We start from the raw sequence: 15,079 nt of genomic DNA, 5'->3' as shown, positions 1-15,079 counted from the left end.
CGGCAGGCTCACGCCGCGGCGCGGTTGCAGCGGATGCGTCATCGGATGCGCGAGCAGGCGCCCCGTCACCGAATCGGACTGCGCGGCGAGATCCGCGACCGCGCCCTGCGCGACCAGCGTGCCGCCGCGCTTGCCGGCGCCCGGGCCGACGTCGATGATGTGATCGGCGCGGCGGATCGTGTCCTCGTCATGCTCGACGACCACCAGCGTATTGCCCTTGTCGCCGAGCTTGCGCAGCGCGTCCAGCAGGATCTGGTTGTCGCGCGGATGCAGGCCGATCGTCGGCTCGTCGAGCACATAACACACACCCTGCAGGTTGCTGCCGAGTTGCGCGGCGAGCCGGATGCGCTGCGCTTCGCCGCCCGACAGGCTCGGCGCCGCACGGTCGAGGCTCAGGTAGCCAAGGCCGACTTCCTCGAGAAACGCGAGGCGGCTGCCGATCTCGCTGACGATGTCGCGCGCGATCTGCGCGTCGCGCCCGGTGAGTTCCAGCCCGTCGATCCAGCGCCGCGTGTCCGACACCGTCCACTGCGCGACCTCGACGATCGGATGCGCGTCGAACGTGACCGCGCGCGCGGACGGGTTCAGCCGCGTGCCGCCGCAATCCGGGCACGGCTCGTTGCCGACGCCTTCCGGTTCCTGCTCGTCCGACGGCAGCGTCTGCTCGCGGCCGCGGCCGTCCTCGGCCAGCACCGTGTCGTCGTACGCCGCGCGCTGCTCGCGCGTGAGCGTGACGCCGGTGCCGACGCAGGTCGTGCACCAGCCGTGCTTGCTGTTGTACGAGAACATCCTCGGGTCCAGCTCCGGGTAGCTCGTGCCGCACACCGGGCACGCGCGCTTGACCGACAGCACCTTGACCGCACCGACGCGCGCGGTCGAACGATCGTTCTGCATCGCATCGTGCAGCCCGTCGAGCGGCGCGAGCAGATGCATCACGCCCTTGCCGAGTTCGAGCGTCTCGTCGAGCACGCGCCGCAACTCGGCCTCGTTGTCCGGCGATACGACGATATCGGCGACCGGCAGCTCGATCGTGTGCTCGCGGAAGCGGTCGAGCTTCGGCCACGGATCGACCGTCACGAACTCGCCGTCGACGCGCAGGTGCGTGCTGCCGCGCGCCTTCGCCCACTTCGCGAGATCGGTATACACGCCCTTGCGATTGACGACGAGCGGCGCGAGCAGCCCGACGTGCTCGCCGCGATGATCGCGCAGCAACTGCGCGGCGATCGATTCGACGGATTGCGACGTGACCGGCGTGCCGTCGTGGATGCAATGCTGCAGGCCGAGCTTCACATACAGCAGCCGCAGGAAGTGCCAGACTTCGGACGTCGTCGCGACCGTGCTCTTGCGACCGCCGCGCGACAGCCGCTGCTCGATCGCGACGGTCGGCGGAATGCCGTACACCGCGTCGACTTCGGGGCGCCCGGCCGGCTGCACGATCGAGCGCGCATACGCGTTCAGCGATTCGAGGTAACGACGCTGGCCTTCGTGGAACAGGATGTCGAACGCGAGCGTCGACTTGCCGGAACCCGACACGCCGGTGATCACGTTGAACTTGCCGTGCGGGATGTCGACGTCGAGCGACTTCAGGTTGTGCTCGCGCGCGTTGACGATCCGCACCACGTCCTCGCCTTCGATCGCACGGCGCTCGCGCGCGGCGTTCAGCACGGTTTGCAGCGGCACGCCTTCGTCGCCGAGCGGCGCTTCGGCATCCATCGCGCGATCGTACTGCAGCAACGCGACGCCCGTATGCGATTCGGCGCAGGCCTTCACGTCGTCGGGCGTGCCCGCGCACAGCACGAGGCCGCCGCCGTCGCCGCCTTCCGGGCCGAGATCGATCAGCCAGTCGGCCGCGCGGATCACGTCGAGGTTGTGTTCGATCACGATCAGCGAATGGCCGGCCGCGAGCAGCTTGCCGAATGCCTGCATCAGCTTCGCGATGTCGTCGAAGTGCAGCCCGGTGGTCGGCTCGTCGAACATGAACAACTTCACACGCGCGACGCGCGCCTCTTCCGTGACGACCCGGCGGCCGTTGACCGCCGCCGCGGATTCGGCGAGGAAGCCGGCCAGCTTCAGGCGCTGCGCTTCGCCGCCCGACAGCGTCGGCACCGGCTGGCCGAGCTTCACGTATTCGAGCCCGACGTCGACGATCGGCTGCAGCACGCGCAGCACCTCGGCGTCGGTCGCGAAGAACGCGGCCGCTTCGCTGACGGTCAGGTCGAGCACGTCGGCGATGCTCAGCGCGCGGCCGTCGCGCTCGATGCGCACTTCGAGAATCTCGGCGCGGTAGCGGCTGCCGTCGCAATCCGGGCAACGCAGGTAGACGTCGCTCAGGAACTGCATCTCGATGTGCTCGAAGCCCGAGCCGCCGCAGGTCGGGCAACGGCCGTCGCCCGAGTTGAAGCTGAACGTGCCGGCACCGTAGCCGCGTTGCAGCGCGAGCGGCGCCTTCGCGAACAGCTTGCGGATCTCGTCGAACGCGCCGACATAACTCGCCGGGTTCGAACGCGTGGTCTTGCCGATCGGCGACTGGTCGACGAACACGACGTCGCCCACCTGGTCGGCGCCTGTGAGATTGCGGTATGCACCCGGCGACTCGGTCGCCTTGCCGTGGTGCCGCGCCATCGCCGGATAGAGCACGTCCTGCAGCAGCGTGGATTTGCCGGAACCCGACACGCCTGTCACGCATACGAGCCGCTGCAGCGGAATCTCGACCGTCACGTCGCGCAGGTTGTGTTCGCTCGCGCCGTCGAGCACGATGCGCGGCGTGTGCGCGTCTACCGGCCGGCGCGCCCAGTTCGACGCATGCGCGACATGCTTGCGGCCGCCGAGGTATTCGCCCGTCAGCGTGTGCGCCGAACGGATGTCGCCCGGCGTGCCATCGTAGACGATCGTGCCGCCGCGCTCGCCCGGGCCGGGGCCCATGTCGATCAGACGGTCCGCCGCGAGCATCACCGACGGATCGTGCTCGACGACGACCAGCGTATTGCCCGCGTCGCGCAGCCGCTGCATCGCCTCGACGATCCGCGTGAGATCGCGCGGATGCAGCCCGATGCTCGGTTCGTCGAGCACGAACAGGGTTTTGGTGAGCGACGTGCCGAGCGCCGTCGTCAGGTTGATCCGCTGCACCTCGCCGCCCGACAGCGTGCGGCTCTGCCGGTCGAGCGTCAGGTAACCGAGCCCCACGTCGCACAGGTATTTCAGGCGCGTGCGCACTTCGGCGAGCAGCAGCTTCAGCGCATCGTCGAGCAGCGCGCTCGGCAGGCTGACTTCGTCGAAGAAGCGGCGAATGCGCTCGATCGGCAGCAGCATCAGGTCGTGCACGGTCAGGCCCGGCAGCGCTTCGAGCTGCGCGCGGCTCCAGTCGACGCCGCGCGGCATGAAGCGGCCAGCCGGCGCGAGCACGCCGTCGGCATTCTCTTTCGAGCCGAGCCGCCACTGCAGCGATTCCGTCTTCAGACGCGCGCCGCCGCACACGTCGCACGGCGTGTAGCTGCGGTATTTCGACAGCAGCACGCGGATATGCATCTTGTACGCTTTCGATTCGAGGTAACCGAAGAAGCGCTTCACGCCGTACCACTGGCTCTGCCACTTGCCGTTCCAGTCCGGCGAGCCGTTGACGACCCAGTCGCGCTCGGCATCCGTCAGCTCGGCCCACGGCACATCGCGCCGGATGTCGGCCTTCGCCGCGTAGCGCATCAGGTCGTCCTGGCACTCCTTCCATGCGGGCGTCTGCATCGGCTTGATCGCGCCGCCGCGCAGCGTCTTGCGCGCGTCGGGAATCACGAGGCCGAGATCGACGCCGATCACGCGGCCGAAGCCGCGGCAGGTTTCGCACGCGCCGTAGGCCGAGTTGAACGAGAACAGCGCCGCCTGCGGCTCCGCGTAGCGCAGGTCGCTGTCGGGATCATGGAGCCCGGTGGAGAAGCGCCACACCTGCGGCTCCGCGGCCGCGCCGCCGGCGTTTTCCGGCTCGGCCGCGAGCACGTACACGTTCACGCGCCCGCCGCCGCGCTTCAGCGACGCCTCGATCGCCTCGACGACGCGCACCTTGTCGGCCTGCTGCACGCGGAACCGGTCGGCCACCACGTCGAGCACCTTGCGCGGCCCGGTGGGCGACGCGACTTCGCGCTGCGCCTGCACGCGCGTATAGCCGCTCGCGGACAGCCACTGCGCGACTTCTTCGTCGGATGCCGTTTCCGGCAGCTCGACCGGGAACGTGACGACGACGCGCGGATCGTCCGCCTGCGTGCGCGCGACGAGCTCCGCGTAGATCGTCTCCGGCGTGTCGTGCCGCACCCGCCGCGCGGTCTTGCGGTCGAACAGCTCGGCCGCACGCGCGTACAGCAGCTTCAGGTGATCGTTCAGCTCGGTCATCGTGCCGACGGTCGAGCGCGAGCTGCGCACGGGGTTGGTCTGGTCGATCGCGATCGCGGGCGGCACGCCGTCGACGCGCTCGACCTGCGGGCGATCCATCCGATCGAGGAACTGCCGCGCGTACGCGCTGAAGGTTTCGACATAGCGCCGCTGACCTTCCGCGTACAGGGTGTCGAACACGAGACTCGACTTGCCTGAGCCCGACGGGCCGGTGACGACCGTCATTTCGCCGGTGCGCAGGTCGAGATCGAGATTCTTGAGGTTGTGCTGACGTGCTCCGCGAATGCGGATCAGATTGCTGGATGACAATTTGCCTGCCCGTCTGAATGAGTTAGCCGGAATTCACGGTGCCGGAACGCTGCGGAGGATGCCCGCAGGCGCGGTGCACGTGCCGCCCAGGGTCGCACCTGGTCGGCTCGATTTCGACGGGTACTATACTGTATATTCATACAGTTTTCCATGAAAGCCCTGAGGCGGGCATGGGCAGGTAGTTGATGGGTCCTGATTGGAGGGGGATTGCGATATGCCCGAGAATCAAAGGGCTGGCTGTCGTTTTGGCGCGCTGCGATCGGGCCTTGGCGTGGGAATCGTGAGATCTGGCCGGCTCGGCGCTAGGAAATCGTGAGACTGACGAAGGTGGGAATCGTCTCCGTTCGGCCTGGATCGGTCACTCGACGGTGCGGTCGGATTTGGTGACAATTTCAGCCGTTCTGCTCGTTTAGGCCACGTAGATCCGCGATGAATCTCAACGAAAGATTAGTCGAAATAGCCCGACAGTCATCTTGGTGTATGTCTGCGCTGTCGGAGGCACGTGCAATGGGCCTGAAATCCTGGTGCATTGGCGCAGGGGCCATTCGTAATTTGGTCTGGGACTCGCTTCACGGATACATGACTCCGACACGCCCAGCCGACGTCGATTTGGCCTACTTCGACCTGTCCGATTTGTCGTCGATTCGCGATGCCGAAATCCAGCGCCGCCTCTCGGAGCAGTGTCCCGAAATTCCGTGGGAGGTCACAAATCAGGCCGCTGTTCATCTCTGGTTCGAGGGCGCCTTTGGGCATCAGGTATCCCCCTTCAGTTCACTGGCCCAAGCCATTGCGTCGTGGCCGGAGTACGCGACGACGGTAGGACTGACTTTGCTTAGTGACGGGACAATTGATGTCTGCGCACCATACGGACTCGACGACCTTTTTTCCATGGTGATACGACGCAATCCAGCGCGTGTCAGCATTGATACCTATCTTCGGCGAATCCAGCAGAAAAGATACAAGGACCGCTGGCCCCGCGTGACCATCATCGTTTAGAAATGCCGCAGGCAGTCAAGGGGCGTGTTATCGACGGGTTGAATCCGCAACCATAAATGGTCAATCGACGCGAGAGGATTCCCGAATGCACACAACAGCGTTCGTCGTTGAGGTTCCCGCAGCCGAGTCAACAGTAGCGGACCTTCGGAGCCGGTTTGATGCTACCTCTGACCTGGGCGTGCCGGCGCATATCACGGTTCTGTTTCCCTTCATACCGCCTGACGAAATTACGCCCGATGTCCTTCGCCAGGCGCAAAGCGCGCTGAGTGTTGTGCAGCCGTTCGAATTTTCGCTGAGGAAGGTCGAGCGGTTTGCGGTCACCACTTATCTTGCCCCCGATCCACCCGAACCGTTCGTCGCCTTGACGACTGCGCTGGTCGAGCGCTTCCCCAAGTTTCACCCCTATGGTGGTGCACACGATGGCATCGTTCCACATCTGACTGTCGCGCACGGCGATGCTGCGACAGCGCATTTGGCTGCCGTCGAGCTCGAACATCGCCTGTCTGCGCGGGAGGCGATTCGAACGTGCTGTAGCGCTGTCGCTCTGCTGGAGAACTCGTCGGGTCGCTGGAGGAAGATGCATGTGATTGATCTTCCAAATGTCTAGGTGTATTGACGATCAACCGCAATCCGGTCTGGACAGTTCCGTGGTACTAGGCGTCTAGCCCATCTGAATAGAATAACCGTTTTGTAGAAAGCCGGCCGTCGCTTCGGGTCGGCAGCGGAAGTTCGGCGGACGGCGCCAGCGCGGGCGACCATCCACCAACTTCGAGCTTCCGGATTCGGCCGAGGCTGTGTAAAAACAGCAGCGTCGGGCACTAGAGCACCGGCGTCAGGGGATTCGCGCGGCACCACTGTGCTCAGCGCAAGTTGAACGTACGCCGGTTAGCGGTGCCAGCGCGCGAACTCACGCGCCGACCAGCTTCATCGCACCCATCGCTTTTTCGAACCCGAGGATCTTGATGACGCGCTTGAAGTTGTAGGCCAGGACGTGCAAGCTCATACCAGTGGGACGCGCTCGTGCTGTACTGCGAAGAGGGCAATGCAGAGATCAGCAACGCCCTGGCCGAAAACGCACGCGCTGCGTGAGTTTGGGTCGCAAGAACTTCTTGTTCGCCGGCTCCGAAAGCGGGGGCGAACGAGCTGCCGCGATGTACGATCTGATCGGGACGTGCAAGCTCAACGGGATCAACCCACGCACCTACCTCGAATACGTCCCGACCCATATCGCTGACCATCCGATTAACCGCATCGACGAACTGTTGCCCTGGAACGTGGCCAGAAAGCTGCCTCGGCAGGTTGACCCCCCGGCGTCAACTGACTGATTGCCACCCACTGACAACCAGGTAGTCCGATGCCCGATCATGCCTCACGCGGGCGTCGTGTTGTGGACGGCCGTCGTGAAGTGCTTACCGAGCTTGCTCAACACGATGGTGTTGACGCACATCCCGGCAAGCCTGTTTCCGTCTATGGCGTCCAGAGAACAGCGTGCGTGGCTCCGCTCGCAGTATTCGCGACGCCAACCACTTGTCCATGATCGTTAATCCCCAAAGCTCGGCTGAAGGTACCACCCGGGAGCGTACCGAGATCGGACATCACCCCGTCTCGAAACAGAAAAGCATGCAAGGCTCCGCTTGCGGTGCTCGCCTCGCCGACCACCGCACCGCGGTTGTTAATTCCGAAAGCTGCGCTATAAGTGCCACCGGGGAGCATACCGAGATCGGACATTACCCCGTTGCGAAGCAGAAAGGCGTGCAGGGGCCCGTTCGCGGTGCTCGCCTCGCCGACCACCTCGCCGAGGTTGTTGATCCCGAAAGCTGCACTATAAGCGCCACCGGGGAGCGTGCCGAGGTCTGACATCACCCCGCTTTCAAACAGGAAAGCATGTGCGGGCCCGGTTGTGGCAACCGCCCAACCCACGATTTGGCCGCGGTTGTTGATCCCGGTCGCTACGCTAAAAGCGGCACCGGGGAGCCAGGTCACCCCCCCGTCTTCATACAGAAAAGCCGCTGAATGTGGACGACCGTGTCTGGGGCCAGAGTTGCCGACCACCTGGCCGCGATTGTTGATGCCGGTAGCGTCGACGAGGCTGTCAATACCGATGTTCAGGCCGGTCATCACCCCTTTTTCAAACAGAAAAGCGTCCGTAGGCCCGAAGCTCCTGATAGTCGAACTTCCGACCACTTGGCCTCGCTCGTTAATCGCGTAAGCTTGGCTAGATCCGCTACCGGAGAGCGTGCCGAGGTCGGTCATCACCCCACCTTCAAACAAGAAGGCATGCGTGCCCCCGCTCGCGATGTCCGCTTGGCCCACCACTTGGCCGCGATTGTTGATCCCGGCAGCTTGGCTAGAGTTGCCACCGAGCGTGCCCAGGTCATGTATGGTGACACTTTGGGCGGAGGCAGGCTGGAAGGCCGCGACAGCCAAAAGGGCGAAAGCCATCAGGACGCGGTGAACGTAGTAGCGCCCACCGCTATTTACTTTGCGTGCGGATTCCATCTTGATCCCCTTCGTGGGACATGGCCCACCTCGCGATCTGTCGCAGCCAGGGCCAAAGCTGCCGCGAAGGGTACCGACAGACTGTTCGGATACGTCGTGCTCATGACGCGCGCACCGAGCAAGTCCAATTGACTGGAGGTGTGCGGGCTTTGTCTACAAACGCACTAACCCTCGGCCCCCCCGGCGCTTGCGTATCCAAGCTATAGGCGTGCCCGACGTGTTTGGGCATTGATTTCATTGAAAAAAAGAACCGGCGATTGGTTATGGCTTGGTTGAGAAAATCGAAATATGTTTCATGCACGACACGGCGCGGACCTCGCCAAACCGTGGAGCGTAGACGAAGAGCCTCTTTGCGCTCGTCGATATTGGCTTCTGGCGAAAACGCGATGTGTTTCAATGCTGAAACTCGGCCAAGCTCGGACACCGGCGGACAAATCGCGATCGTCTCCATGATTGGCGATCGTGGACGCGATCTCATGCGATGTCCAGGTTAGCCCGGGATCATGCATGCCGAGCGTGCGGAACGGGAAACGGCCTTGGCGAGGCGCTTACTCATCGAACAGGGGCGACTGATGCAACCACCGTCTGCAAGCGTCATCAGAGTCATGCTCGACATTGACGACGGCAAGGTTTCGCGATTGATGGCCGGAGGCGGCGCTAAGGTCGTGCGATCGATGAATCTGGAAGTCTGACGAGTTTGCGTGACCGGTATCGAGATGGTCGAAGGGCCGCTCCGGGTCGCGAGCGCCCAGCCGCGACCCGCCGCAAGCGCGGCGACGGTCCTCCTCGAAATGTCGCGTCCGCGCAAAGCCCCGCCGTCGCGAGGCGATGACCCTCGACAGCCGACGGAGTTCAGGCCGCGGCCGCCTTATGAATCGAGTCATGCTGATCGCCACCCAGGATATCGACAAGACTGGTCAGCATCCGCCCCAACTCACCCGTCATCAGCGTGAAATCCGAGTCGAAGCGTTCATCGTCGTTCTGCGCGGTGGGATCCGCCGCCTCCTTGATCACGTCGAGCGGCGTGACACGCTTGATCGTCAGCGACGGTGTCAGCACGAAGGAGATCCGGTCATCCCAGGTCATCGCGAGGCGCATGCATTGTTTGCCGGCCTCGATGTGCCGGCGCATGTCGTTCGCTTCCAGCGCGTGGCCGACATATCGCACCGTGGCGCCGCCTTCGCCGCTCGAGCGCAACTCGGCGTCCTGGTCCACGGTGAATCCGCCCGGCGCCTCGCCGGAAAGCAGCCAATCCGTCATCGCGGCGACCGGCGAAAGCGCCACTTGAACGCCGGCGAGCGGCAACTGATCGATCGATTTGACGAGCAGGCCGCGAACGTCGTCGGCAAGAGCCTGTGCAGCCGCATCGATGACGAGCCAGCCATTCACTGTATCGATCCACACGCGGGTATCGCGGCGAATGGTGAACGCGCGCGGCAGCAGTTCGTCGGTAACCTGCTCCTTGAGTTCGCGCAGCTGTTTTCGCCCCACCTTGAAGCCCTGCTGCTCCTCGACTTCAAGCGCCCGGGCCTTGGTCACCTGAGTGACGACCGACGCCGGGAGCAGCTTCTTTTCGGCACGAAACACCAGCAGCATCTGCCGGTTGATCGAATACACAAGCGCACCGTCGTCACGCGGCGACGCCCATCCGAAGCGCTGCATCTCGACGCTGCTGCCCGGCTGGAACGCGTGGGGCGCCAGCCATTTTTCCATCTGATCGGGGGTAACGGTCCAAGGGGCCGGAAGACGATGAAGCTGAAGATTTTTGAACCACATAGGAGTACGGGCAAAGCGCACCATTCTATATGACGGTGACGCTTCGCGGCCGAGGCTGTGTAAAAACAGCAGCGTCGGGCACTAGAGCACCGGCGTCAGGGGATTCGCGCGGCGCCACTGTGCTCAGCGCAAGTTGAACGTACGCCGGTTAGCGGTGCCAGCGCGCGAACTCACGCGCCGACCAGCTTCATCGCACCCATCGCTTTTTCGAACCCGAGGATCTTGATGACGCGCTTGAAGTTGTAGGCCAGGACGTGCCGCGATCGTCTTGAAGTCCGGCGCGAGCCGACCGGTCAGCCACATGAGCTCGACATTGCGCTGACATTCATGTTCCAGACGCCGGCTCGACTGCACTCGATTGAGATAGCCGTAGATGTAGATCTTGAGCAATACCGCCGGGTGGTAACAAGGCCGGCCCGTGGGCGCCGGCGTGGCGCTCCGGAATCCGAGCGAGTTCAGTTCAAGTTCGTCTACAAACGCGTCGATGATCCTGACTGGATTGTCCTCGGCGATGAAGTCATCGAGACATTCTGGAAGCAACGTGACTTGCTTGCGGTCCTCGCCTTCGACAAATCGCCCCATCGTCGCCTCTCATCGGAACGGGTTGATTCGGTCTAGGTGATCGAACGCGTTTTTACACAGCCTCGGCCAACTGCGGCCAGCCGGGATGAAACGTTGTCAGGCCGCTTCGATTAATAAAGCGGCCTTTCATCGTCATGTCTTCAAATGGGCTGCGCCATCGAGAATGCGTGTGCCGCAGCCATCGTATCCAGTGCTTCGCGCAACAGCAGAATCTTGCCGTTGCTCGCCACCAGCCGCCCTGCGTACATCTGTCGATAGATTTTCCCCGTCGATGGCACGAGCGCTTCGACTTCATATTCGGCGAATACCTGCTCAGGCGTTTCGATCAGCAGCCGCGCGTTTCTGAACGAAAAATCCGGTACTTTCGCGAGCAGCGAGGCGATGAAGCCTTCGATCGCTTTTGGCCCCTGTGCACGCCCGTCAATGCCAAGCGACTTCAGATAAGGGAGCTCCAGCACGCCATCGTCGGCAAACAGTGCGCCTGCCGCGCGTGGGTCACGAATCGATTCGAGATAAGCAGAAAGCAGTTGTTTAGCGTTGTTCATGATCTGCTCGATAAAAGCATTAACGGATGCGATTCATTGCAGGCGCGTCTTCAACGCAGTCGCCATCTGCTGCATGGCGGCACGCGTCGGTGCGTCGGCAGCAAGCACGTTGAGCAGGCCGAAGTCGTGAATCGTGCCTTTGTACTGGGTCGTCGTCACGTCGTTGCCCGCCTGGTCGAGCCGATATCCGTATGCCTCACCTTCATCGCGCAGCACGTCGAACTGTGCCGTCTGGATGAGCGCCGGCGGCAAGCCCTTCAATGCGTCGAGCGAGGCGCGCAGCGGCGACGCGTAGCGTTCGTTGCGCTCGCTTTCGTCGGTCGTGTAGGCATTCCAGAACCACTTCATCATGTCGCGGCTCAGGAAGTAGCCATTTGCGAAGGCGTCGTACGAGACATTGTCGAACACGTGGTTAGTCACCGGCCACATGAGGCCCTGGAAGCGGATTGCCGGACCTTGACGGTCCTTCGCCATCTGGCTGACGACCGCGGCCATGTTGCCGCCAACGCTGTTGCCCACGACTGCCAGCCGCGTGCCATCGACGCCGATCTCCGCGCCATGTGCGGCAACCCACTTCGTCGCGGCGTAGGCTTCGTTGATCGCGACCGGGTAGCGCGCTTCGGGCGAAGACGTGTATTCGACGAACACCGCCGCCGAGCCCGACTGGACAACGAGGTCGCGCACGAGACGCTCATGCGTTGGGTAGTCGCCGAGAATCCAGCCACCGCCGTGGAAGAACATGAACACGGGCAGCACACCGCGTGAATCCTGCGGCTTGACGACGACAAGCGACACGACCAGGCCGTCCTGCTCGATCGTGCGGCACGTGACGTCGATGCCCGAGACGTCGACCGGCGCGCTGCGCTGGGCGCCTGCCAGGACTTCGCGCGCTTCGGCGGGCGTGAGCGTCTCGATTGCCGGGCCGGTGGTGCTGTTCAGCGCGTCGAGGAAGGCAACAGTCGCGGTATCGGGCGTGTTCGGGGTGGTTTGCGTGTTCATCGTGATTCTCCTTTCGTTTGGTTGAGCGGCTTGCGACGTGATGTCGTGCAGCTGGTGGAAAGGAGAATACGGATCGGACAATATTTGCGAAATAGAATCGTTTGGAATCCATCATTGCATGAATGCAATGATGGATTCCGGCCGATCAACCGCGCCAGTGCATCATTTCGGCCATCGCCAGGTTGGCTCGGAAAGGTGCTCCGCAAAGTAATCCGACAGCGCCGCGACTTTCGCGGGCCGCCCGCGCGCCGACGGCGTGACGAAGTAAAGACCGCCCTTCGTCAGCGACCAGTCGGTGAGGATCGCTTCAAGACGACCATCGGCCAGATATTCGCCTGCGATGAATTCAGGCAGTTCGGCGATCGCAAGGCCATCGAGCAGCATGGGCAACAGCGCATCGGCGTTTGTCACGCGCAGCGGGCCCGTCGGCATCACCGGCTCCTCTTCGCCTGCGTCATTCGTGAAGCGCCATACGGCGCTACGCGCACGGTACGCATACGAGAGACAGGGACGATCCGCCAGCTCGAGCGGATGTGTGGGCCGTCCTTCACGCCTCAGATATTCTGGCGACGCCACCACGTATTGTGTCACCGCGCACAGCCGCCGCGCGACCAGCGACGAATCCGGAAGCGCGGCGATACGCAGCGCGGCGTCGAACCCATCGGCGACCAGATCGACCGACGCATCCGATAGATGCAGGTCGATCGACACCTCCGGATACGCGCGAAAGAAGCGCGGCAGCAACGGAACGACCCAGCGCAGCCCGTACGACATCGGCACGGCCAAACGCACCAGCCCGCGTGGCTGCACCGACATTTCGCGTGCCGAGCTTTCCGCCTCCTCGGCCTGGCGATAGATCTCGCCGGCTTTCTCGCTGATCGTCCGGCCGAACTCGGTGAGCGAGAGCTGGCGCGACGTGCGATTGAAAAGCCGTGCGCCCAACCGGTCCTCCAGGCGGGCCACGCCGCGTGAGACCGTGGCGACCGACACTCCGGTCGCGCGCGCCGCGGCCGCAAACGACCCGTGCTCTGCCACCTTCGCGAACATCGCGAGCCCCTCGAAATCGGGTAGTTGAGCCATTTTTCCTCATCTTTGCATTTATGCAACGTTTGATTGCGATTAATTCTATTTCGAAAAGATGAGGCCGTCGATATTCTCCTCACATCGCAGTACGCAACTGCGACGCAAACACTCACCGACCCAACGAAAGGAGCAATACCATGGCACGCAAACTCGACAACAAGATCGCACTCGTCACCGGCGCAACCAGCGGCATCGGTCTCGCCACCGCCGAACACTTCGCGGCCGAAGGCGCGCACGTCTATCTCACGGGCCGCCGACAGGCCGAACTCGATGCCGCCGTGAAGGGCATTCGCGAAGCCGGCGGCAAGGCGACCGGCGTCCGTTCGGACTCCACAAAGCTCGGTGAACTTGACGCGCTGTATGCGCAAATCAAGGAAGAACAGGGGCGCCTCGACGTGCTGTTCGTGAACGCCGGCGGCGGTTCGATGCTGCCGCTTGGCAGCATCACCGAAGCGCACTACGACGACACCTTCGACCGAAACGTGAAAGGCGTGCTGTTCACGGTGCAAAAGGCGCTGCCGCTGCTCGCCGAGGGCGCATCGGTGATTCTCACCGGCTCGACGGCGGGTAGCGCAGGCACCGCGGCGTTCAGCGTGTATTCGGCTTCGAAGGCGGCGGTGCGTGCCTTTGCACGCAGCTGGATTCTCGACCTCAAGGAGCGCCGCATCCGCGTGAACACGATCAGCCCGGGCGCGACTCGCACGCCCGGCCTGCTCGATCTCGCCGGTGACGATGCTGCCCAGCGCCAGGGGCTTGCCGATTATCTGGCTGCCCAGATCCCGATGGGGCGCCTCGGCGAGCCTGGCGAGATCGCGAGCGCGGCGCTTTTCCTGGCCTCGGACGACGCGAGTTTCGTGAACGGCATCGAATTGTTCGTCGACGGCGGCCAGCAGCAAATCTGAGAGTGGCTCGGGCGCGCGGGGTGCGGTGGACGCGGTCTTCGATGATCGCGACCCACGCCCGGCGCTCTCGAATCGAGTGCCATCATGATGGAACATCGGCCTTTTCTTGCGCTTGGCGCAATCCGGCGCGGCTGCGTTGATGTCCGCCAGCATTTCCGCGCGGGCGACTCCGGGCACGCCGACCATGCGCCGCTCGGTCCGCTCTATATGTGGAACGACGTTGAATTCGCGCCGCACTCGGGCCTCGGCCCGCATGCTCACCGCGACGTCGAGATCGTCACGTGGGTGCGTTCGGGCGCCATCACCTACGAAGACGACACGGGCAATCGCGCGCGTCTGGTCGCCGATTCCGTCCATGTGATAAGTGCCGGCGCAGCGATCCATTACGCCGAGCGCAACGAGGAAAATATACCCGCGCGGCAGTTCCAGATCTGGCTCCGTCCGCACACACCTGCCAGTACACCGCGCTGCGCGACGCGAGTCTGTTCGCCCGGATGTCGCGAGGGCCGATTCGTTACGCTGGCGAGCGGCGATCCGGAGGATCTCCGCGCCGGCGCGTTGCCCATTCACGCCGACGCACGTGTGCGTATCGCGACGCTGCGCGAAGGCATGGCGATGCAGCACGTTTTGCCGATGCCCGGTTCTGCTTATCTGGTTGCGGATCATGGGCGACTGGACGTAGGGCCGATCAGGCTGGCGCAACGCGATGGCATTGCCATTCGCGATGAAACGCGGCTCATGCTGAGGGCGCGAGACGACACTGATGTCGTGATTGTCGAGCTCTTACGCTAAGACAAGGGCTCCATTAGGGCGTGCCGCAGCCCCATTCATGGCTGTTTCCGACTTCGAGAAAACGCGCCTGTGAGAGTTAGATGGCTGTTTTGGATTGCGGATTCAACCCGTCGATGCAACACACTTGAGGCTGCATAGCAGCGAGGAGTGTTGCAATGAAACAGAGACGGCGGATCTACTATACAGACAGCCAGAAAGCGCTAATGTGGGAGCGCTGGCGCA

Annotated in this window: 11 protein-coding genes and 2 pseudogenes; 5 read left to right on the top strand and 8 right to left on the bottom strand. The window is 63.4% G+C overall.

The window, feature by feature from the left end; genetic code table 11:
• Positions 1-4,683 (bottom strand): excinuclease ABC subunit UvrA (uvrA, locus tag GD429_RS39205; protein ID WP_152865477.1); only part of this gene is annotated, 4,683 nt, incomplete at its 3' end.
• Positions 4,684-5,112: 429 nt separating this feature from the next.
• Here uvrA and GD429_RS39200 point away from each other — a divergent pair.
• The 3 genes and pseudogenes from GD429_RS39200 to GD429_RS39190 all read left to right on the top strand — a co-directional run.
• Positions 5,113-5,679, top strand: a complete 567-nt coding sequence (locus GD429_RS39200; RefSeq protein ID WP_152865475.1) for a nucleotidyltransferase family protein — start codon at positions 5,113-5,115, stop codon at positions 5,677-5,679.
• A gap of 85 nt (positions 5,680-5,764) precedes the next feature.
• Positions 5,765-6,286, top strand: a complete 522-nt coding sequence (locus tag GD429_RS39195; RefSeq protein ID WP_152865473.1) for a 2'-5' RNA ligase family protein — start codon at positions 5,765-5,767, stop codon at positions 6,284-6,286.
• Positions 6,287-6,684: 398 nt separating this feature from the next.
• A pseudogene (locus GD429_RS39190) lies at positions 6,685-7,004 on the top strand (transposase domain-containing protein); the annotation flags it as partial.
• Positions 7,005-7,146: 142 nt separating this feature from the next.
• Here the strand turns inward: GD429_RS39190 and GD429_RS39185 are convergent.
• The 7 genes and pseudogenes from GD429_RS39185 to GD429_RS39155 all read right to left on the bottom strand — a co-directional run bounded on the left by GD429_RS39185 (position 7,147) and on the right by GD429_RS39155 (position 13,160).
• A complete protein-coding gene (locus GD429_RS39185; RefSeq protein WP_227792208.1) occupies positions 7,147-8,178 on the bottom strand; it encodes an HAF repeat-containing protein in 1,032 nt (343 codons plus the stop codon).
• A 100-nt stretch (positions 8,179-8,278) separates the two neighbouring features.
• On the bottom strand, positions 8,279-8,629 hold the full coding sequence (locus tag GD429_RS39180; RefSeq protein ID WP_152865471.1) for a hypothetical protein: 351 nt from the start codon (positions 8,627-8,629) through the stop codon (positions 8,279-8,281).
• Positions 8,630-9,030: 401 nt separating this feature from the next.
• On the bottom strand, positions 9,031-9,954 hold the full coding sequence (locus tag GD429_RS39175) for a recombination-associated protein RdgC (protein WP_152865470.1): 924 nt from the start codon (positions 9,952-9,954) through the stop codon (positions 9,031-9,033).
• A gap of 258 nt (positions 9,955-10,212) precedes the next feature.
• Positions 10,213-10,536 (bottom strand): annotated as a pseudogene (locus tag GD429_RS39170) (transposase); the annotation flags it as partial.
• 140 nt (positions 10,537-10,676) lie between these two features.
• On the bottom strand, positions 10,677-11,081 hold the full coding sequence (locus GD429_RS39165; protein WP_152865468.1) for a nuclear transport factor 2 family protein: 405 nt from the start codon (positions 11,079-11,081) through the stop codon (positions 10,677-10,679).
• A gap of 33 nt (positions 11,082-11,114) precedes the next feature.
• Positions 11,115-12,080 (bottom strand): alpha/beta hydrolase, encoded by a 966-nt coding sequence (locus tag GD429_RS39160; protein WP_152865466.1) that lies wholly within the window; start codon positions 12,078-12,080, stop codon positions 11,115-11,117.
• A gap of 162 nt (positions 12,081-12,242) precedes the next feature.
• Positions 12,243-13,160, bottom strand: coding sequence for a LysR family transcriptional regulator (locus tag GD429_RS39155; RefSeq protein WP_152865464.1), 918 nt, complete (start codon positions 13,158-13,160; stop codon positions 12,243-12,245).
• A 140-nt stretch (positions 13,161-13,300) separates the two neighbouring features.
• Here GD429_RS39155 and GD429_RS39150 point away from each other — a divergent pair, with 140 nt between their 5' ends.
• Both GD429_RS39150 and GD429_RS39145 read left to right on the top strand, forming a co-directional pair.
• On the top strand, positions 13,301-14,065 hold the full coding sequence (locus tag GD429_RS39150; protein WP_152865462.1) for an SDR family NAD(P)-dependent oxidoreductase: 765 nt from the start codon (positions 13,301-13,303) through the stop codon (positions 14,063-14,065).
• Between the two features lie 84 nt (positions 14,066-14,149).
• On the top strand, positions 14,150-14,857 hold the full coding sequence (locus GD429_RS39145) for a pirin family protein (RefSeq protein ID WP_152865460.1): 708 nt from the start codon (positions 14,150-14,152) through the stop codon (positions 14,855-14,857).
• Positions 14,858-15,079 lie beyond the last annotated feature (222 nt).

It is taken from the genome of Burkholderia sp. BE17 (genome assembly GCF_009362305.1).
Lineage (GTDB): Bacteria > Pseudomonadota > Gammaproteobacteria > Burkholderiales > Burkholderiaceae > Burkholderia > Burkholderia pyrrocinia_C.
Note: the sequence above shows the minus strand (reverse complement) of the source record. Positions and strands in the feature narration are given on the sequence as shown.

Bases quoted from the DNA above. Each gene is read 5' to 3' on its own strand.
- GD429_RS39200 (WP_152865475.1), top strand. From the start codon at position 5,113: ATGAATCTCAACGAAAGATTAGTCGAAATAGCCCGACAGTCATCTTGG.
- GD429_RS39195 (WP_152865473.1), top strand. From the start codon at position 5,765: ATGCACACAACAGCGTTCGTCGTTGAGGTTCCCGCAGCCGAGTCAACA.
- GD429_RS39185 (WP_227792208.1), bottom strand. From the start codon at position 8,178: ATGGAATCCGCACGCAAAGTAAATAGCGGTGGGCGCTACTACGTTCAC.
- GD429_RS39180 (WP_152865471.1), bottom strand. From the start codon at position 8,629: ATGGAGACGATCGCGATTTGTCCGCCGGTGTCCGAGCTTGGCCGAGTT.
- GD429_RS39175 (WP_152865470.1), bottom strand. From the start codon at position 9,954: ATGTGGTTCAAAAATCTTCAGCTTCATCGTCTTCCGGCCCCTTGGACC.
- GD429_RS39165 (WP_152865468.1), bottom strand. From the start codon at position 11,081: ATGAACAACGCTAAACAACTGCTTTCTGCTTATCTCGAATCGATTCGT.
- GD429_RS39160 (WP_152865466.1), bottom strand. From the start codon at position 12,080: ATGAACACGCAAACCACCCCGAACACGCCCGATACCGCGACTGTTGCC.
- GD429_RS39155 (WP_152865464.1), bottom strand. From the start codon at position 13,160: ATGGCTCAACTACCCGATTTCGAGGGGCTCGCGATGTTCGCGAAGGTG.
- GD429_RS39150 (WP_152865462.1), top strand. From the start codon at position 13,301: ATGGCACGCAAACTCGACAACAAGATCGCACTCGTCACCGGCGCAACC.
- GD429_RS39145 (WP_152865460.1), top strand. From the start codon at position 14,150: ATGATGGAACATCGGCCTTTTCTTGCGCTTGGCGCAATCCGGCGCGGC.